This window comes from Peptoclostridium sp. (assembly GCF_009881055.1).
Classification (GTDB): domain Bacteria; phylum Bacillota; class Clostridia; order Peptostreptococcales; family Peptostreptococcaceae; genus Peptoclostridium_A.
Genome location: NZ_WXFG01000016.1, coordinates 16,006 through 34,501, shown reverse-complemented (window position 1 = coordinate 34,501; position 18,496 = coordinate 16,006). Strand labels below are relative to the sequence as shown.

18 protein-coding genes are annotated in these 18,496 nt (G+C 43.9%); 1 reads left to right on the top strand and 17 read right to left on the bottom strand.

The window, feature by feature from the left end; all coding sequences use genetic code 11:
* Nucleotides 1-34: 34 nt before the first annotated feature.
* The 17 genes from rbsB to GT589_RS02850 form a co-directional block, all read right to left on the bottom strand.
* A complete protein-coding gene (rbsB, locus tag GT589_RS02930; RefSeq protein WP_293395737.1) occupies nt 35-940 on the bottom strand; it encodes a ribose ABC transporter substrate-binding protein RbsB in 906 nt (301 codons plus the stop codon).
* Nucleotides 941-994: 54 nt separating this feature from the next.
* The gene (gene rbsC, locus GT589_RS02925) at nt 995-1,927 is read right to left on the bottom strand and encodes a ribose ABC transporter permease (RefSeq protein ID WP_293395734.1); all 933 of its coding nucleotides are present in this window, start codon (nt 1,925-1,927) and stop codon (nt 995-997) included.
* Nucleotides 1,928-3,427 (bottom strand): ribose ABC transporter ATP-binding protein RbsA, encoded by a 1,500-nt coding sequence (gene rbsA / locus GT589_RS02920; protein ID WP_330582844.1) that lies wholly within the window; start codon nt 3,425-3,427, stop codon nt 1,928-1,930.
* An 11-nt stretch (nt 3,428-3,438) separates the two neighbouring features.
* Nucleotides 3,439-3,846 carry a D-ribose pyranase gene (gene rbsD / locus GT589_RS02915; protein ID WP_293395732.1) on the bottom strand — a complete coding sequence of 136 codons (408 nt, stop codon included), beginning with the start codon at nt 3,844-3,846 and terminating at the stop codon, nt 3,439-3,441.
* Nucleotides 3,847-3,859: 13 nt separating this feature from the next.
* A complete protein-coding gene (gene rbsK / locus GT589_RS02910) occupies nt 3,860-4,762 on the bottom strand; it encodes a ribokinase (protein ID WP_293395729.1) in 903 nt (300 codons plus the stop codon).
* Between the two features lie 14 nt (nt 4,763-4,776).
* Complete coding sequence (locus GT589_RS02905) at nt 4,777-5,790, bottom strand: LacI family DNA-binding transcriptional regulator (RefSeq protein ID WP_293395726.1); 1,014 nt, start codon at nt 5,788-5,790, stop codon at nt 4,777-4,779.
* 259 nt (nt 5,791-6,049) lie between these two features.
* Nucleotides 6,050-6,673 carry a bifunctional phosphoribosyl-AMP cyclohydrolase/phosphoribosyl-ATP diphosphatase HisIE gene (gene hisIE, locus GT589_RS02900; RefSeq protein WP_293395723.1) on the bottom strand — a complete coding sequence of 208 codons (624 nt, stop codon included), beginning with the start codon at nt 6,671-6,673 and terminating at the stop codon, nt 6,050-6,052.
* Nucleotides 6,674-6,675: 2 nt separating this feature from the next.
* Nucleotides 6,676-7,443, bottom strand: a complete 768-nt coding sequence (gene hisF / locus GT589_RS02895) for an imidazole glycerol phosphate synthase subunit HisF (protein ID WP_293395720.1) — start codon at nt 7,441-7,443, stop codon at nt 6,676-6,678.
* A gap of 15 nt (nt 7,444-7,458) precedes the next feature.
* Entirely contained in the window at nt 7,459-8,166 is a 708-nt protein-coding gene (hisA, locus tag GT589_RS02890) for a 1-(5-phosphoribosyl)-5-[(5-phosphoribosylamino)methylideneamino]imidazole-4-carboxamide isomerase (RefSeq protein WP_293395717.1), read from the bottom strand.
* Entirely contained in the window at nt 8,163-8,768 is a 606-nt protein-coding gene (gene hisH / locus GT589_RS02885; protein ID WP_293395714.1) for an imidazole glycerol phosphate synthase subunit HisH, read from the bottom strand. Before hisH ends, hisA begins: the two co-directional genes overlap by 4 nt.
* Complete coding sequence (gene hisB, locus GT589_RS02880; RefSeq protein ID WP_293395711.1) at nt 8,769-9,353, bottom strand: imidazoleglycerol-phosphate dehydratase HisB; 585 nt, start codon at nt 9,351-9,353, stop codon at nt 8,769-8,771. It abuts the gene before it with no gap.
* A 17-nt stretch (nt 9,354-9,370) separates the two neighbouring features.
* Nucleotides 9,371-10,660, bottom strand: coding sequence for a histidinol dehydrogenase (gene hisD / locus GT589_RS02875; RefSeq protein ID WP_330582843.1), 1,290 nt, complete (start codon nt 10,658-10,660; stop codon nt 9,371-9,373).
* A gap of 1 nt (nt 10,661) precedes the next feature.
* On the bottom strand, nt 10,662-11,300 hold the full coding sequence (gene hisG, locus GT589_RS02870; protein WP_293395709.1) for an ATP phosphoribosyltransferase: 639 nt from the start codon (nt 11,298-11,300) through the stop codon (nt 10,662-10,664).
* Nucleotides 11,301-11,310: 10 nt separating this feature from the next.
* Complete coding sequence (gene hisZ / locus GT589_RS02865; protein ID WP_293395706.1) at nt 11,311-12,588, bottom strand: ATP phosphoribosyltransferase regulatory subunit; 1,278 nt, start codon at nt 12,586-12,588, stop codon at nt 11,311-11,313.
* A gap of 131 nt (nt 12,589-12,719) precedes the next feature.
* The gene (locus GT589_RS02860) at nt 12,720-13,052 is read right to left on the bottom strand and encodes a YerC/YecD family TrpR-related protein (protein WP_293395703.1); all 333 of its coding nucleotides are present in this window, start codon (nt 13,050-13,052) and stop codon (nt 12,720-12,722) included.
* Nucleotides 13,053-13,175: 123 nt separating this feature from the next.
* Nucleotides 13,176-15,275, bottom strand: a complete 2,100-nt coding sequence (locus GT589_RS02855; RefSeq protein ID WP_293395700.1) for an RNA degradosome polyphosphate kinase — start codon at nt 15,273-15,275, stop codon at nt 13,176-13,178.
* On the bottom strand, nt 15,265-16,821 hold the full coding sequence (locus GT589_RS02850; RefSeq protein WP_293395698.1) for a Ppx/GppA phosphatase family protein: 1,557 nt from the start codon (nt 16,819-16,821) through the stop codon (nt 15,265-15,267). Before GT589_RS02850 ends, GT589_RS02855 begins: the two co-directional genes overlap by 11 nt.
* Before the next feature lie 167 nt (nt 16,822-16,988).
* Between GT589_RS02850 and GT589_RS02845 the strand changes: the two genes are divergently transcribed.
* On the top strand, nt 16,989-18,491 hold the full coding sequence (locus GT589_RS02845; RefSeq protein WP_293395695.1) for a Ppx/GppA phosphatase family protein: 1,503 nt from the start codon (nt 16,989-16,991) through the stop codon (nt 18,489-18,491).
* Nucleotides 18,492-18,496: the final 5 nt, after the last annotated feature.

The window sequence follows — 18,496 nt, the reverse complement described above, 5'->3', positions numbered from 1 at the left end:
GAACTTATGTCCGCAGATTTTGTTTTGTTTTATATTATTTTGTAACAAGCTTGAGTTCAACAGGCATGAACTTTTCAACACTTTCGCCATTCAATATCTTTTGAGCTGTTTCAACACCAAGCGAGCCTATCATGTCAGGCTGCTGAGCTACAGTTGCAGCCATTTTTCCGGCTTCAACAGACTTAACAGCATCGTCTGTGGCATCAAATCCTACAACTATTATGTTTCTTCCGCTTGCTTCTATTGCTTGTAATGCTCCAAGAGCCATTTCATCGTTGTGTGCAAACACAGCGTCTATTTCCGGCTGAGCCTGGAGTACATTCTCCATTACTTCAAGACCCTTTGTTCTGTCAAAATCAGCAACCTGCTTCGCTACAACTGTATAGTTTGTTTTTCCTGCAATCGCTTCGTTGAATCCCTTGCCCCTGTCTCTAGCAGCCGATGTTCCGGCTATGCCCTCAAGCTCAACAAGCTTTCCTCCATCAGGCAACTTGCTTATTATGAATTCTCCTGCCATCTTTCCGCCTGCCACGTTGTCTGAAGCAATATGGCTTACAACTTCTCCTCCGTTAGCTCCTCTGTCCAGAGTAACCACTGGAATCTGTGCATCGTTAGCTGCCATTACTGCATTTACAACCGCATCAGAGTCGGTAGGGTTTATAAGTATTAGTGACACCCCTTGAGTTACCAAGTCTTCAACGTTTGCAATTTCCTTGGATGGATCGTTTTGAGAATCAAGCACTATAAGCTCATAACCAAGCTCCTGAGCCTTTTTCTCTGCGCCCTCTTTGAGAGTCACAAAGAATGGATTGTTAAGAGTAGATACAACAAGCCCTATCTTCTGGTTGCCTTCCTGTGTCTCTCCTCCTTTGCCTGCACATGCTGTCAAAGAACCAATTGCCAGTAAAGCTGTTAATAGAATTGCAAGAAACTTCTTCATAAAACATCCTCCTTTTTATTGTATATATTTTGCTGGAATACTCCAGCCTAAAGCCTACTTGTTCTTCCTGTCAATTAGTACTGCAGCTAGTATTACAAGTCCTTTGATCATCATCTGAAAGTAGGACGACACATCCAGAAGGTTGAGCGCATTTCCCAGTATTCCAATTATAAGCGCTCCAAATACTGTACCTATTATTGTTCCTGCTCCGCCTGCAAGACTTGTTCCTCCAAGCACTACAGCTGCTATTGCATCTAGTTCGTATCCTGTTCCTGCTGTAGGCTGCGCCGAAGAAAGCCTCGATGTTATTATTATACCCGCAAGCGCTGCAAGCATTCCGCTTATTGTGTATACATACATCTTCAGTCTGTCTGTGTTTAGTCCTGAAAGCTTCGTTGCCTCTTCATTCCCACCAAGAGCATAGACGTATCTGCCCAGTCTTGTCTGTGTCAAGACATAAAATCCAAGAGCAAATATTATCACCATTATATATATAGGTACGGGCACTCCGAAAATATAACCCGATCCTATGCTTCTAAACGCATCAAAATATTGCGAGCCTGTAAATGTTATAGGCTTTCCCTTAGTAAAAACTAGAGTTGCCCCCCTAAGTATTGTCATAGTTGCCAGGGTTGCTATGAAGGGCTGTATTTTCCCCTTGCTTATGACAATGCCGCTGAAGAGTCCTGATGCAGCTCCTATTCCCAATGTTATGATGACTGCGAGCAATATGTTCATATCAGACGCCAGGAGGCTCGCGCATACAGCACCTGTAAATGCAAGTATTGCTCCTACCGAAAGGTCTATTCCGCCTGTTAAGATTACAAAGGTCATACCTGCTGCTATGACAGCATTAATTGAAGTCTGTCTTAAAATGTTAAGTATGTTGGGCAGGGTCAGGAATCTTGGATTCATGAAGGATATTATTATTGCAAATATTACAAGTCCTATAACCGGCCTGAGTTTTATGATGGTGTCTTTTTTCATCTACTGCTCCTCCTTTAATCCTACGGCACATCTCATTATCCTGTCTTGGGTCGCATCCTTAGAATCGAATTCGCCCGTTATTCTGCCCTCGTGCATTACTACTATTCTGTCACTCATTCCGAGTATCTCTGGCATTTCAGAAGATATCATTATTATGCTCATGCCATCATTTTTGAATGAATTTATAAGGTCATATATCTCTTTTTTTGCGCCGACGTCCACTCCCCTTGTCGGCTCGTCAAGTATAAGCACCTTGGGCCTTGTCATCAGACATTTGGCTATTGACACCTTTTGCTGGTTGCCTCCGCTGAGGTTCTTAATTTTTTGCTTGATTCCCGGGGTCTTTATGCTGAGTTTTTCTACATATCCGCTAACAGCGGCTTCCTCATCTTTTTTATCTATACTGAAAAACTTGCCTTTGAGGCTCTTTAAAGCCGACAGACTCATGTTGTCTCTCACGGAAAGGCCAACAATAAGGCCTTCTCCTTTCCTGTCCTCTGATACATATGCAATGCCGTTTTTCAAGGCATCTATGGTCGAATTAATGCTTACGTCCTTGCCGTCAACATATATTTTGCCCTTGTCCTTGCCAATATAGCCGTATATTGTCTTTGCAAGCTCAGTCCTGCCCGCACCCATAAGTCCGGCGATGCCAAGTATCTCACCTTTTTTCACATTCAGTTCTATGTCTTCTACATACTTGTTGCTAAGTCCGCTTATCCTGAGCGCAGTTTCTCCCAGAGCTGCTTCGATTTTTGGAAACTGCTCGCTGAGCTTCCTTCCAACCATCATCTCTATTAGCACGTCCTCATCAATTTCAGCCACTTTTCTTTCGCCCACATATTTACCGTCTCTTAGCACTGTGACTCTGTCACATATCCTAAATATCTCGTTGAGTCTGTGGGATATGTATATAATGGCTTTTTTCTCACTTTTCAGCTCCCTAATGACACTAAACAGGCTTTCCGTTTCGGTATCAGTAAGTGCATCTGTAGGCTCGTCCATTATTATAACCCTTGCATTTAGAGAGAGCGCCTTAGCTATTTCCACCATCTGTCTTTGGCCTATGCTCAGATTGCCAACAAGCTCCTTTGGACTCTGCTTGACATTCAGCTTGTCCAGGAGCATCTGAGTGTCGCTATTGAGCTTTTTCCAGTCAATCCTGCCAAGCTTGCCCACAGGCTCCCTGCCTATGAATATGTTTTCCGCTATGCTAAGCTGAGATATGAGGTTGAGCTCCTGGTGTATTATTGCAATACCCATGTCCTGGGCATGCCTTGGCCCTTTTATGCTTACATCCTTGCCGTCGTATATTATTTCTCCCATATCGTTTGAATATACTCCACTCATTATTTTCATGAGCGTGGATTTGCCGGCTCCATTCTCGCCTATGAGTGCTAGAACCTCTCCTTCGTATACGTCAAGATTAACTTCATCGAGAGCTTTCACTCCCGGAAATTCTTTTGTAATTTTCTTCATCTGCAGGATTGGATTTTTCAATATCATCACTCCTAGAATACTACTCCGGATTTTAATATAACATTTGCATAAGGCGTAAATTCTCCGGTCCTTATGATTGCCTTAGAGGTTTCTGAAAGCCTCTTGAAATCTTCATGAGCTATCTTCGTTATTTTTACCTTGCCGTTTGATTTCTCAACGGCTTCAAGCAGACTTGCACAAACAGCAGGACTTGCAATCTCAAATTCCTCTGCTATTACAATCTCCTCTACCTTGAGCTCCAGCAGAACAGCCTCCACGGTTTCTATAAACGTGGGAATGCCTTTGACGAGCGCCAGATCAATCCTCTGTACGTTTTGGGGTATAGGAAGTCCGCTGTCGCATACTGTAATGCTGTCGGTGTGCCCCATGCCTGCTATCGCAGCTGAAATGCCGGAGTTGATAAGACCTGTCTTTTTCAATTTGACTCCCCCTTTACGCCTCTATCTCGTGTATATACGGTATGGAGCTTTGAGCTCCTTCTCTCGTAACTGTAACTGCAGCCGCGCTCGTAGCCAGCTCTATGGCTTCTTCCATACTCTTGCCCTTTGAAAGTGCTGCCGCTATTCCGCCTATGAAACTGTCTCCTGCTGCTGTTGTATCAATAGCAGTCACTTTTTTTGCTTCGTATCTTTTGCTGTATCCTTCCTTCACATGAAGCGAACCGTTCTCCCCAAGCGTAACTATTATTTCCCTGACGCCCATGGAGATCAGTTTTTCTGCTGCTGAAACCGCATCTTCAAGGTTTTCTATTCTCGTGCCGCTTATTATCTCAAGCTCAGTCTCATTCGGCACAAGCAAATCAACATTCTTTATTGTTTCTTCATCAAGCTCCTTGGCTGGAGCAGGGTTAAGTATTGTGTATTTGCCAAGAGACTTTGCAAGTGCAAGAGCGTGCCTTACAGCATCATCTGGTATTTCAAGCTGCATTACAACTATGCTTGAGTCTTTTATGCTTTCCATGTTCGAATCTATATAATCGCTGGTCACCTTGAAATTGGCACCTGAATTTACAACTATGCAGTTATCTCCGCTGGCATCTACAGTTATTATGGCAATGCCTGTGGAAATTCCAGATTCAGAAGCTACACCTTGTACGTCTATTTTGTCTTTGACGAGACACTCAAGCAATTCCGTTCCAAATGCGTCGTCGCCGACTTTGCCCACCATAGCAACATCTCCTCCGAGCCTCGATATTGCAACAGCCTGATTCGCACCTTTGCCTCCGGGAACTTGCTTGAAGCCCTTGCCAAGCACCGTCTGCCCCACCTTAGGCATACTTTCTACGCTGGATACCAGATCCATATTTATGCTTCCGATCACAACAATTCTAGACATTCAAACTCCTCCCGTTATCCTTTCCTTACGGAATCTCTTATAATAAGATCCGGCTGCAGTATGAGCCTGGCATCCTTCAACCTCTTGCCTTCTAATATTCTCAAGAGCATCTCGACCGCCTCAAAACCCATTTCGTACTTTGGCTGCCGCACTGTTGTAAGTTCAGGCTCTATAAGTCTTGATACGTATATATCATCAAAACCTATAACTGAAATATCCTCAGGAACTGAAAGTCCGATTTCCTTGAGGCTTTTGACAGCACCGATTGCAATTAGGTCGTTGCCGCAGAATATTCCGTCAAATTCAATACCGGTTTCAACTGCAGCTCTTGCCGCTTCCCAACCCCAGTCTTCGTTGAATTCGCCTTCGAGCAGATAGCCTTCATCATATTCCAGGCCATTTTCCTTGAGAGCATATTTGTAGCCTTCCAATCTCTCTATTGAGGCCTTATTTGTCAGCGGACCTGATATAAAGAGTATCTTTTTTACTCCCTGATTTATCATATGCTCAACTGCAATACGCGCACCTTTGAAGTTATCAGTGAACACACGTCCCTTTACATAGTCCATTTCCACGTCTATGTCCCTGTCTACAAGCACAACCGGCACAGAATAGCCCTTCACCGTAGCCAATCTCTCATCTCTTTTTGACGATGCCGCCATTATTATGCCATCTACCATTTTTTCTGCCAATATCTTGAGGTATTCATCTTCTTTTTCTATTTTGTTATCCGTATTACAAAAAATTATATTATATCCAGCGCTGTTTGCCCTATCCTCGACGCCTCTTGCAAGTTCGGGGAAAAAGGGGTTCCTTATGTCAGGTATAATCAGTCCGATTGTATTCGTCTTCTTAGTAACAAGGCTTCTTGCAACCGTGCTGGGAGTGTAATCGTATTCCTTCATCAAGCTTGTTATTCTATCCCTGGTCGCCTGGCTTATGCTCTCGTCTTTGTTGTTTATAACCTTGGATACGGTTGTTGTTGAGACGCCAGCCAGCCTAGCAATATCTTTAATAGTTATTTTCATAGTCACTCACTTCCAGATATTTTCATTGCAGTTTAGGTAACCGATTTAGTAAAACGTTTACCCAATAAAAGATACCATTAAACTCAAATTTTTTCAATATTTTTTTCACACTTTCCTTTATAATTTCTCCAGCTGCATTTAAAATTACAATCAGCAAGTTTTTTGGTGTCTTATTAATAAAAATTTACCCCTTTATGATTTTTTTAAATACAAAAAAACCGGATAACTAGTATCCGGGCTGAATATTTTTGTCCGACTTCTATTTCTTGTGCCTTTTATCAAGCTCTTTCTTTATATCATCTATTTCTATTCCCATATCCACCATGAGAACAAGCAGATGGTATACAAGGTCTGATATCTCGTATACAGTCTCGTCCTTGTCGCTGTTTTTAGCCCCTATTATGACTTCACTAGCCTCTTCTCCAACCTTCTTGAGTATCTTGTCAATTCCTTTGTCAAAAAGGTAGTTAGTATATGAGCCTTCAACAGGATTTGATTTTCTCTCAGTTATAAGTTCATAAAGCCTGCCCATTATTCCTGCTTCTGCAGGAGTTTCGTTGCTTTCCACAAGTTTGTTGAAAAAGCATGACCTGCTTCCCGTATGACAGGCAGGTCCAATCTGCTCAACCTGCACAAGTATTGAGTCTGCATCGCAATCGAAATACATATTTTTTACACTCTGGAAGTTGCCCGAAGTCTCGCCTTTGTTCCACAGCGACTGCCTGCTTCTGCTGTAGAACCACGTACGCCCTGTTTCAACAGTCTTTTTGAGCGACTCGCTGTTCATGTAGGCCAGCATTAGCACCTCTCCCGTTTTGAAATCCTGTACTATTGCAGGTACAAGTCCGTTTGCATCGTATTTTATGCCACTTAATATATCCATAATTACCACTCCATTCTCACAGGTATTCCTTTTTCGTTAAGGAAACCTTTTAGCTTGGGAATCTCAATTTCCTTGAAGTGGAACACCGAGGCTGCCAGCGCTGCATCCGCTTTCCCCTTTGTCAGAACCTCGCTGAAGTCTTCAAGCTTTCCTGCCCCGCCCGAAGCAACTATCGGCACATTTACAAGGCTCGATACTGCGCTTGTAAGCTCTATGTCATATCCGTTCTTTACTCCGTCAGCGTCTATGCTGTTTATGACTATTTCTCCAGCTCCAAGCCTTACGCCTTCCTTGGCCCATTCAATGGCGTCCATTCCCGTATCAACCCTTCCACCGTTGATGAACACATTCCATCTTCCGCTTTCAGGCATCTTCTTGGCGTCTATTGAAAGAACAACGCACTGCGCTCCGAATCTAAGGGCGGCCTCTGTTATAAGCTTTGGATTCTTTACTGCCGGGGTGTTGATTGAAATCTTATCGGCACCGGCTCTCAGTATCTCCTTGAAATCATCGACTGTTGTTATGCCGCCGCCGACTGTGAACGGAATGAATATCTCGTCGGCTGTTTTTTTTACAACATCAAGCATAAGCTTTCTGCCCTCATACGAGGCTGTTATGTCATAAAACACCAGCTCATCAGCGCCCTGCTCGTTGTAGTATTTAGCCAGCTCAACCGGGTCGTCTACCTCTTTTATGTCTTTGAACTTTGTGCCCTTAACAACCCTTCCATCTCTTACGTCAAGACACGGCACTATTCTTTTAGTCAGCATCTGCTCATCTCCCTGTTAAAGGTTTTTTAAATCTTCAAAATCAATAGCCCCGCTGTACAGAGCCTTTCCAACTATTGCTCCGTCAACGCCCATAGCAGCAAGCTTTTTTATGTCCTCTGCGCTGCTGATACCACCCGAAGCAATAACTTCAAGCGAGGTCTTCTCCTTAAGTTCGCCATACACTTCAAAATTAGGACCGCTCATCATGCCGTCTTTTGAAATGTCAGTGTATATTACCGTCTTGACACCGACCGTTGAAAGCTCACTTGCAAGCTCAATGGAGTCTATCGAGCTGACTTCCTCCCAGCCTTCAACAGCTACCTTGCCGTCTTTGGCGTCAATTCCAACAACAATCTTATCTCCGTATTCCTTTACAAGCTCTTCAAGCAATTCTCTGTTTTTAACTGCCATTGTGCCGACTATGACTCTCCTGACTCCTGCTGAAAGCAGCAAGTCCACAGTCTGCCTGCTTCTTATCCCGCCTCCTATTTGCACGGGGATATCAACACCATTTGCTATCTCTCTTATCACTTCAAGATTCTTGGGTACTCCTTCGAGCGCACCGTCAAGATCTACTATGTGTATATATTTGGCGCCCTTTCCCTTCCACAAAGCCGCAGCCTCGGCCGGATTCTCATAGTATACCGTTATGTCATCGAACTTCCCCTGCTTCAATCGCACGCATCTGCCGTCCTTTATGTCTATAGCCGGATATATCATCATAGAACCATCTCCCCAAACGCTTTGAGTATTTTAAGCCCTGTCTTCCCGCTTTTTTCGGGATGGAACTGTATGCCATATATGTTTCCCCTGGCAACTATTGCCGGGAAATCGACTCCATATTCGCAGGAACAGACCACATGGTCGTCCCCGGGAGCTGCATAGTATGAGTGCACGAAGTATACGAACTCGCCTTCGCTTATATACTTGACGATAGGGTCGTTTTTCCTTATCTTGAGGCTGTTCCAACCCATATGAGGTATTTTAAGATCCTTCATTTCAAACTTTACTACATCTCCCTTTAGAAGGCCCAGACCGTCCCATTCTCCATCCTCAAAACCCTTCTCATAGAGAAGCTGCATTCCCAGGCATATTCCAAGTATTGGAATTCCTTTTTCCGCCGCTTCCCTAATGGTCTCATCAAGACCTTTGCTCTTCAGGTTGTCTATTGCATCCTTGAAGGCGCCTACTCCAGGAAGTATTATTCCTTTGGCGGAGAGTATCTCCTCCTTGTCTTCTGTTACAATAGAACTAAAGCCCAGCCTCTTGAGACCGTTGTCTATGCTGTTGAGGTTTCCCACCCCATAATCTACTATTGCTATCAACTATATCACCCCTTTTGTGGACATTACGCCGCTTATTCTCGAATCCTTTGAAACCGCCTGTGCAATCGCTCTGGCAAGAGATTTGAATATCGCCTCAATTATGTGATGGGTGTTTTCACCCCTTATAACGTCTACGTGTATATTGCAGGCAAGGCTGTTTGAGAATCCTATCAGGAACTCCTTTACAAGCTCCGTGTCGAAACTTCCCACCTTGTCCCTTTCAAACTTGTAGTCAAAAGAAAGGTACGGCCTTCCTCCAAGATCTACAACAGTCCTTGCAAGCGTCTCATCCATTGGAACGTAGGAATAGCCGTATCTTACTATTCCCTTTTTATCGCCGAGCGCCTCTGCAAATGCCTGTCCAAGCGTTATTCCTATGTCTTCAACCGTGTGGTGGTCATCGACATCCGTGTCTCCCTTTACAATTATGTCAATGTCAAACAGCCCGTGCTTTGCAAGCAGCGTCATCATGTGATTGAAAAAGCCTACACCCGTGTCAATGCTCGATTGGCCGCTGCCGTCAACGTTCAGGCTGATTTCTATTTTCGTTTCTAGAGTATTTCTGGATTTTGCAGCTTTTCTCAACCCTCCCCCCCCTTTCACTACTCGAATCTCACCTTTATGGAATTGGCGTGTGCATCCAGCCCTTCTTCCATGGCAATCTTTATTATGTCATCCTTTGATTTTTCCAATGAAGCCCTATCGTAATATATAAGGCTTGATTTCTTGACAAAGTCGTCAACTCCAAGCGGCGAGAAGAATCTGGCTGTCCCTCCCGTAGGAAGCGTGTGGTTTGGACCCGCATAATAATCGCCCAGGGGCTCTGGGGAATACTCGCCAACGAATATGGCCCCTGCATTTTTGATTGAGCCCAACACAGAGAAAGGCTCGCTTACAACAAGCTCAAGGTGCTCTGGTGCTATTCCGTTAGCAAATTCAATGGCTTCATCTATGCTGTCTACTACAAGTATTGCCGCATAGCTTCTTAGCGCTTTTTCAGTTATGTCTTTTCTGCTGAGTCCTTCAAGCTGTATTTCAATCTCCTTGAGGGTTGCCTGCGCCACATCTCTTGAAGTGGTTAAAAGTATCGAGGATGCCAGAGTGTCGTGCTCCGCCTGAGAAAGCATGTCTGCCGCCACATATCTTGGGTTTGCAGTCTCGTCTGCTATTATGAGCACTTCGCTGGGACCTGCTATCATATCTATGTCTACCCTTCCAAACACCATGCGCTTTGCAGCTGCGACATATATGTTCCCCGGGCCCACTATCTTGTCTACCTTGCCTATCGTCTCAGTTCCATATGCTAGCGCCGCGACGGCCTGAGCCCCGCCTATGCTGTATACCTTGTCGACGCCTGCGATTTTGGCTGCAGCAAGTATGTTCTTGTTTATGCCGCCTTGCGATGTCGGCGGCGTCACCATTATGATCTCTTTTACACCGGCCACCTTTGCCGGTATCGCGTTCATTAGCACCGAGGATGGGTATGCCGCTGTTCCTCCCGGAACATATATGCCCACTCTTTCAAGAGGATTGTAGAGCTGTCCCAGCATTATGCCCTTTTGATTGTTCGTAATCCACGATTCCTTCAGTTGCCTCCTGTGATAGTCCCAAATCCTCTCCTTGGCATTCTCCATGGCAGATATGAATTCCTTGTCACATGTATTGTAGGCCTGCTCTATTTCATCTCTTTTCACTTCGAAATTTTCAAGTCCCACTCCGTCAAATTTGAGAGTGTAGCTTCTGACGGCCCTGTCGCCGTGGCTTGCAACATCTGCTATTATCCTCTCAACTGCTTCAGTAATGCTTTTTGACTCTTTGTCGCCTCTTTCGATTATCCCCTTAAGCACATCGTATTTCGAAGCTTCCCTGCTCAAATCAATTATATTTATCACGTTAAGCCTCCTCTTTTATAATTTCCTTGATGCCTTCAATTATCGCCTTTATCTTTAAGTTTTTAGTCTTGAAACTCACCTTGTTTACCACGACTCTTGCGCTTACATTGTACATGTCTTCTATTACCTCAAGGCCGTTTTCTTTTAGGGTGCCGCCCGTTTCAACTATATCGACAATCACATCAGAAAGACCCACCAGCGGTGCGAGCTCTACAGATCCATTGAGCTTTATCACATCTATCTGCCTGCCCTTGCTCATAAAGTAGCCTTGGGCAACTCTTGGATATTTTGTTGCAACCCTAAGCATGCCCTGCATTTTCTCTGGCTGAAAACTGTTAGGGGCCGCCACAGAAAACTTGCATTTGCCAAAGCCAAGATCTAGTATCTCATAGAGGTCTCTTTCCTCCTCCATTATTGTATCCTTGCCCACTATCCCTATATCTGCCGCTCCTCTTTCGACATATATCGGCACGTCCTGGGCCTTTACTAGTATGAATCTTATGCCCTTTTCACTATTCTCAAAAACCAGTTTTCTTGATTTTTTCTCAAAATCGCTGCAGTCATATCCGATTTTTTTGAAAATTTCGTACCCCTTTTCAGCAAGCCTTCCCTTTCCAAGGGCAACGTTAATATATTCCATGAATGCTCTCCTATTCTATTTCAAAGTTGTATACAATTTTTTCAAACTCTTCGACACTTAGCTCCTTTGTTTCCTGAGTTGCCATGTCGATTATGGTAGCGCTCTCGCCTTCGCAGATTACTACCTTGCCTATTCCTGTTTCACGAGCATAGTCCATATGGTAGCCCGAGCCTTTTAAAAAGTCAGTCTCAATTACCATTTCACGCTCTCTCAGGAAGTCTGACACCTTGATGATTCTTTTTCTGTTCTTGTCCGAATATACAAGCAGATAGTCCGTGTTCGCAGCTTCGCTTCTGTCAAGCCCCAGCTTTTTAAGCCCGGTTATAAGCTCGTCGACATCCATTCCAAAGCCTGTAGCGGGAATGTAATGCCCATAGCTTTCCGTGAGCTTGTCGTACCTTCCCCCGCTTAGAATTATCTTGCCGTAGTTTGACATGTAGCCTTTGAATATGACTCCCGTATAGTAATCCAGGTGATTAATAAGGCCAAGGTCTATGGATATGTAGTCTTCATATCCATAGTCGAGGAGTATGTGGTAAACATGCTCCAGGTTTTCTATGGCGTTCTCCATCTCACTGTTTAGGCATATGGACTTGGCTTCCCTTATAACCTGCTCTGTATTTCCATAGAGCTCCGGTATCTTTATTATTACCTCTTTTACTCTGTCTTCAATATCATTGAATAAAAGAAATTTTTCAAGCTCGACAAAATTCTTGTTCTCTATTATATTTTTCAGTCTTTCCTTGTCTGCCGCCGGAATATTCACTTCATCCATCAAACCCTTGAAAAAGCTTGATTGTCCTATGTCAATCTGAAATTTCTCAATGCCGCATGAAATCAGCGTCTTTATAGCGATATTTATTACCTCAGCATCTGCATCCGGATTTTGGTTGCCGAAATACTCCACTCCCGCCTGGGTAAACTCCCTCTTTCCTTCGGCATCCTTTGTGTCTATCCTGAAAACCTTAGATACATAAAATAACTTCAGGTAGTCCTTGAAGCGTTTCCTGTTGTTTACAGCCATTCGCGCTATCGGTATGGTCAAATCCGGCCTTAGAACAAGCACGTCCCCTTTTGTATCTATAAGCTTGAAAAGCTCATCTTTCTTTATTGTGCCTGGACTTTGGACAAAGAAATCGTAATATTCGAAGACAGGTGTGGAAATTTGCTTGTATGCATAGCTTCTGAATATTTTTTTGAAGTTTCTCACTATGCTCTCTTTAGTCTGGAAAAACTCGTAAAATTCGTCTTTTGCCCCCTGTGGGACCTTGTAGAATATATTTACCATGACCTACCCCCGTTTGCTTTATCGATTTAACGCTTTACCACGTTAAATCGCTACATCATAAATTTTACTACGTCTTTTCCCTATTGTAAATATCCAAATGCAAAAATAAACAAAAAAAGGCCATAGGCCTTTTATTCTTTTTTTTCTTTTTTTTCCTTTTTCTCTGTATCAAGATATCCGAGCCTGTCCAATATCAGTCTATATCCGCCCGCACCATAGAAGAGACACTTGCTTATCCTGCTAATAGTGGCGGTGCTGGCTCCCGTTTCCTCTTCAATCTCGCTGTATGTCTTGTTCAACTTAAGCAGCTTTGCAACCTGGAGTCTTTGAGAAATCGATTGAATTTCCTTTATAGTGCATATATCCTCGAAAAACATATAGCATTCTTCCTCTGTCTTGAGCTCCAACACTGCTTTGAAGAATTCGTCTATATCCTTATTTTTGATATTGCTGTTATATGACACTTGCACTCCTCCCTTAACTACACATTGGTAATGCTTGCCTGCAAAATCGATTTTACTTTAACTAATTATAGCACTAAACCGCATTGTAGGCAATATTTTCAAATAAGCTTGTTTAAGCAGCTATTAGTCTCTTTTTAGGATTGGCCTGAATCCCAGCTCGACACTAAAGGCCGCTTCGGCTTTATTTTCCTCCATAGCAATACTGCAAAACTTTTCCTGGCTGTTAAGGGCTTCCTTGCCCCGTCTGTCTATTTTCTTGTATGTGCCGTCATTTCTCATAACCCTTGCCTTCATTGTGTCATTTAGCGATATGTCAAGTATCCTTTTTATTTTATGCTTGTTCTCCCTGCCCTCAATTGGAAACAGCAGCTCGACCCTCCTGGTCAGGTTTCTTGGCATCCAGTCGGCGCTTGATAGGAATATAAGCTCGTTTCCGCAGTTGTGGAAATAGAATATCCTGCTGTGCTCCAAAAATCTGCCGACTATGCTTATCACCCTTATGTTCTCACTTAAGTTCTTTACTCCAGGCCTCAAGCAGCAAACACCTCTGATTATGAGATCTATCTTTACACCGGCGCAGGAGGCTTCGTAGAGAGCATCTATTATGCTCTTGTCAACAAGCGAGTTCATCTTGGCGATTATACGCGCCTTCTCACCCGCCCTGGCATTTTTGGTTTCGCCCCTTATGTATCTTATGAACGTCTGGTCAAGTCCTGGTGATATTTCAACCTTGTAGAAATCGTGGTTTTTCGAACTGCCTGAGAGCATGTTGAAAAGCGTAGATGCATCTTCTCCAAAAAAAGGATTCGATGTAAAAAATCCTATATCCGTATATAGTCTGGCTGTAACATCATTGTAATTGCCGGTGCCCATGTGCACGTATCTTTTTATGCCATCTTCTTCCCTTCTCACAATGAGGAGTATCTTACAGTGAGTCTTGAGCCCGACAAGGCCGTATATGACATGGCAGCCAGCCTGCTCAAGCTGCTTGCCCCATTTTATGTTGTTCTCCTCATCAAATCTGGCTTTTATTTCAAGTATGACCGTGACCTGCTTGCCGTTCTCAGCCGCCCTTGAAAGCGCACTCACTATTGGCGAGTTGCCGCTTACTCTGTAGAGCGTCTGCTTTATGGCAAGTACGCTTGGATCATCTGCCGCCTTCTCTACAAGCTTTACTACATGTTCGAAAGAGTCGTACGGATGATGCAGTATGATGTCGTTTTCGGATATGACATCAAAAATGTCATCGTATTCAGAGAATATCTCAAGCCTCTGGGGCTTATAGTCAGGATACTTGAATTCAGGCTCGCCTAGCTCTCCTGCAAATTTCATAAGGAATGTCAGGTCTATGGGGCCGCCAACTTCGAATATCCCTTCCTTTGGCACCTCCATTTCTGAAACAAGAATGTCAAGGAGCTCAGCGTCAAGTCCCTTTTCGTATTCCAGCCTTACAACATTGCCCCATTTTCTCTGCTTGAGAGACTCCTCTATGGCCTCAAGCAAATCTTCTGCACCTTCCTCGTCTACGCTGAGGTCGCCGTTTCTTGTTATCCTGTAGCAGCCCATGTGGAGTATTTCATGCCCTTCGAATAAAAATCCCATATGGTGCTTTATTATCTCCTCCAGCAGTATGTAGCACTTCCCGCTGCCACTTGTCAGCTCTACATATCTTGGCAGTACTGATGGAACCTGGACAGTGCCAAATATGCTGCCTCCCTTTTCATCCGCCAGAATTATGCCTATGTTGAGACTCTTATTGAGGAGTGTCGGAAATGGCCTGCTCTGGTCTACAACCATGGGCGTCAGGACTGGATATACATTTTCTCTGTAGTAAGCGTCAATAAAGCTTCTTTGGTTATCGTCAAGCTCGCCGTAATCGAAAAAATCGACACCTTTTCTCCTCAACGTCGGGATTAGCGATCTGCCCAAGCAGTTGTATTCGGAGTAGAGCTGCTTTTTGACACGTTCACTTATCGCCTTTATCTGCTCTGCTGGGGTCATGCCTGCAATGTCCGGCATTTTAAAGCCTGCATTCACCTGATCCCAAAGTGATGCCACTCTTACCATGAAGAACTCGTCCAGATTTGAGCTGGTTATAGCCAGAAATTTTATCCTTTCTGCCAAAGGATTGTTCCTGTCCTGCGCCTCCTGAAGCACCCTCCTGTTGAATTCCAGCCAACCCAGTTCCCTGTTTATGTAGTTTTCATAAGTGCTACTCCTCAAAAGAATCACCTCTTGTCTTAATCATGACCTTTGTCCCCATAACTTCTTCGAAAAGACTGCATTTTCTGGCCAGCATCCATTTTTCAAGGAATATATCTCTTTTTGATTTAATCTTGAAAATTACAGTTTCGTTTTTGAATGCTATTTTTATTTCTTCTATTTTCTGCAAGTGAGATTTGTCAAGCGCATCTGCCATTTTAAGTATTGCCGCCAGCTTGGCTACTACTATTTGATCCTCGAACCCGAGATTGGCTATGCGCCCCTGTCTTATGCAATCGTCTTCATCTCCGTGGCTGAGCGCCACGTTTGCTATTATTTCTGTTTCACGATTTGAGAAGCCTATAATGTTTTGCGCCTTTATGATGTCATATGAAAATGAGCTGTGGTCTTCGTGCGATATCGCCTTGCCCACATCATGAAGCATTGCGGCGACTTGCAGGTATAACCTGTGTTCCTTTTTTAGCCTGTGCAATTTTTTGGTATGGTTGAATATGCTCACGGCCATCCTTTCAACATATTCCGAGTGTTTTCTTTCCACGCCGAACCTGTCAGCTATGTATCTGACTGAGCTGAGCACGTCTTCGGCAAAACCGCCGGCAGAATCAGTTCCAAGTGATTTTTCCATAATATCAACCAGGAGTCCATGCCTGAGTGACACCCAGGGAGCATTCATCACCTTGGCTTTGGTCATCTCCAGCATCTTCTTGAATATCATAATCGAGGGCAGCATTATCTCTGCATCCTTGTAGTCAAGCTTGTATGCCTTTGATATTTGTGATGTTGTCTTCGAAAACACCTCGGAGTAGAGCCTGAATACCTCTTCCCTGTGTATAGTCTCGTTTCTTTCGCCGCTCTTTTGAGTAGCACATAGGTTTGAAATGCTCCTTATACCGCTTCCCAGCGCTATATATTCCTCTATCTCGAGATGCTTTATCTCATTTTTAACGCCCCTCAATGTCTCGTCTACATACTCCTCCATTATGCCCGGAAAATTGAGGGTCATATTTTCAACGTCTGCAAGCAGTTCCCTGATGCGCAGCGTACCCGACTTTAGGTAGTGCGTGAATTTGAGCCTGCCCCCCGAAAATGTTGATATTTCAAGACCTCCAGAACCTATATTGACTACAAGTACGCATTTTTTCATGAGACTTTCGGATTGTGGCGTATAATATCTTATGCCCCTGAAGGTCAAAAACCTCTCTTCAGCATTGTTAATTATATCTATGTCAAAACCAGTTTTAGCTTTTATTTGGTCAACTACAAATAGACTGTTATCGGCCTCCCGTATGCCGCTTGTGGCTACAGCCTTGCAGTTTTCTATGCCATACTCGGCCAGCTTCTTCGAGAAATTATCCAGCGAGCTGCACACATCTCGTAGTGTTTCTGGACTTATCCTTCCAAAGGTGAATGTATCCCTTCCTATTCCAGTGTCCTGCCTGAGTTCTTCAATTATTTTAATTTTTCCATTCTTGTCGCTTTGCCCAATAACCATTCTCATCCTGTTAGAACCTATGTCAATGCAGGCTGCGAGTTTTGTTGTGTTCATGAAAGTTATCCCCTTTTATTTCGCATTATATCACAAGTATAATATTTTAAAGTTTATGTGTTTGCCAACTTAAGTTTTGCCTATACATATATATATACATTTATGGGTCCGTCAAAACCAAATTTGGCGGCTTCAATAAAAATCGCTTGATACAAGGAGACAATCATATGAAAAGACTCGGAGTCATAGATATAGGTTCCAACTCAGTAAGGCTGGTGCTTGTTGATATAACTGCGCAGGGCCACTTCAAAATCTTCAACGAATTCAAGGAAACTGTAAGGCTCGGCGAAACCGACAGTAACGGCATGCTCACTTCAGAAAAGATGCAGGTTGCACTTGAAACACTTGAGATGTTCAAAACTATATGCGAGGCTGTAAGGGCCGATGAGATAGTGACAGCTGCAACGGCTGCTGTAAGGCGTGCTCCCAACAAAAATGATTTTCTCTCACTCGTATACGAGCGCCTGGGCTTGCGCATACGAGTGCTTTCCGGTCAGGAAGAAGCCTATTATGCATACTGCGGCGTAATCAACAGTATCGACGAAAAATCAGGGCTAATAATGGACCTTGGCGGAGGCAGCACCGAGCTTGTCCACTTTGAGGATGGAAAGGTCAAAAATAGCATAAGCCTTCCCTTTGGTGCAATTGATATCACGCGAATGTTTGAAACGTCAAAATCAGTAACCCCAGAGCAAGCGCAGGCTCTGCGGAATTTTTTGTTTGATGAGCTCGGGAAGGTAGTATGGCTTAAGGAGCTGAAAAATAACGTCCCGCTTATTGGAGTGGGCGGAACAATACGTAATATAGGCAAAATAGACAAAAAATCAAAGGACTATCCTCTGGATATGGCGCATTACTACACATTGGATCCTTCAAGCGTACACAGTGTGTACGAACTCACAAGAGAAAGAACTCTCGAGCAGAGAATTAAAATCAAAGGGCTTTCAAAAGACAGGGCAGACATATTCTTTGGCGCCTGTGCAGTTGTATGGCATATTCTCGAATACTGCGGCGCCGGCAGGCTGGTTGTAAGCGGCAGCGGCTTGAGGGAAGGACTAGTATACGACTATATCGGCAGCAGCTACTCGCCAGTTGGCAACATACTGGATTTTTCGCTCAATAACATAATTTCGCAATTCAGCATAAACAGGGTTCATGCCTTCCAGGTGTACAAGCTAGCCAGCTCCATGTACGTGCAGCTCGAAGAGCTTTTTGGCAAAAACAGGGAATTCGAGAAGGTTCTCAAAACTGCAGCGCTGCTTCACGATTCCGGCATAAGCATTAATTTTTACAGCCACGACAGCCATGCCTTCTACACGATACTCAATTCCGGTATAAACGGGCTTACGCACCGCGAAATACTTATGAGCGCCTATGCGGCATCGCTTCACAGAAATACCAAGCTGAAGCTCAAATGGAAGCAATACAGCCAGATTCTGTCCGAAGATGACGTCAGGACAATAATGAAAATCAGCATGCTCCTTAGGCTTGCAGAAAGTCTTGACACGTGCATGGACAACTTCATAGATGATATAAAATGCAGCATTGACGGTGATACGGTAGTAATGACCCCTATGGCCAAGAAAAAACCCAACGTAGAAATAAGCAGAGCTCTCTATTCAAAGAATGACTTTGAGCATGTATTCGGCAAAAAACTTATCATACATTAAAAGCA

What these genes read in the sequence shown, in the direction of transcription:
- rbsB (WP_293395737.1), bottom strand. Translation starts at nt 940, where the DNA reads ATGAAGAAGTTTCTTGCAATTCTATTAACAGCTTTACTGGCAATTGGT.
- rbsC (WP_293395734.1), bottom strand. Translation starts at nt 1,927, where the DNA reads ATGAAAAAAGACACCATCATAAAACTCAGGCCGGTTATAGGACTTGTA.
- rbsK (WP_293395729.1), bottom strand. Translation starts at nt 4,762, where the DNA reads ATGTCTAGAATTGTTGTGATCGGAAGCATAAATATGGATCTGGTATCC.
- GT589_RS02905 (WP_293395726.1), bottom strand. Translation starts at nt 5,790, where the DNA reads ATGAAAATAACTATTAAAGATATTGCTAGGCTGGCTGGCGTCTCAACA.
- hisIE (WP_293395723.1), bottom strand. Translation starts at nt 6,673, where the DNA reads ATGGATATATTAAGTGGCATAAAATACGATGCAAACGGACTTGTACCT.
- hisF (WP_293395720.1), bottom strand. Translation starts at nt 7,443, where the DNA reads ATGCTGACTAAAAGAATAGTGCCGTGTCTTGACGTAAGAGATGGAAGG.
- hisA (WP_293395717.1), bottom strand. Translation starts at nt 8,166, where the DNA reads ATGATGATATATCCGGCTATAGACATAAAGGACGGCAGATGCGTGCGA.
- hisG (WP_293395709.1), bottom strand. Translation starts at nt 11,300, where the DNA reads ATGGAATATATTAACGTTGCCCTTGGAAAGGGAAGGCTTGCTGAAAAG.
- hisZ (WP_293395706.1), bottom strand. Translation starts at nt 12,588, where the DNA reads ATGGTAAATATATTCTACAAGGTCCCACAGGGGGCAAAAGACGAATTT.
- GT589_RS02850 (WP_293395698.1), bottom strand. Translation starts at nt 16,821, where the DNA reads ATGAACACAACAAAACTCGCAGCCTGCATTGACATAGGTTCTAACAGG.
- GT589_RS02845 (WP_293395695.1), top strand. Translation starts at nt 16,989, where the DNA reads ATGAAAAGACTCGGAGTCATAGATATAGGTTCCAACTCAGTAAGGCTG.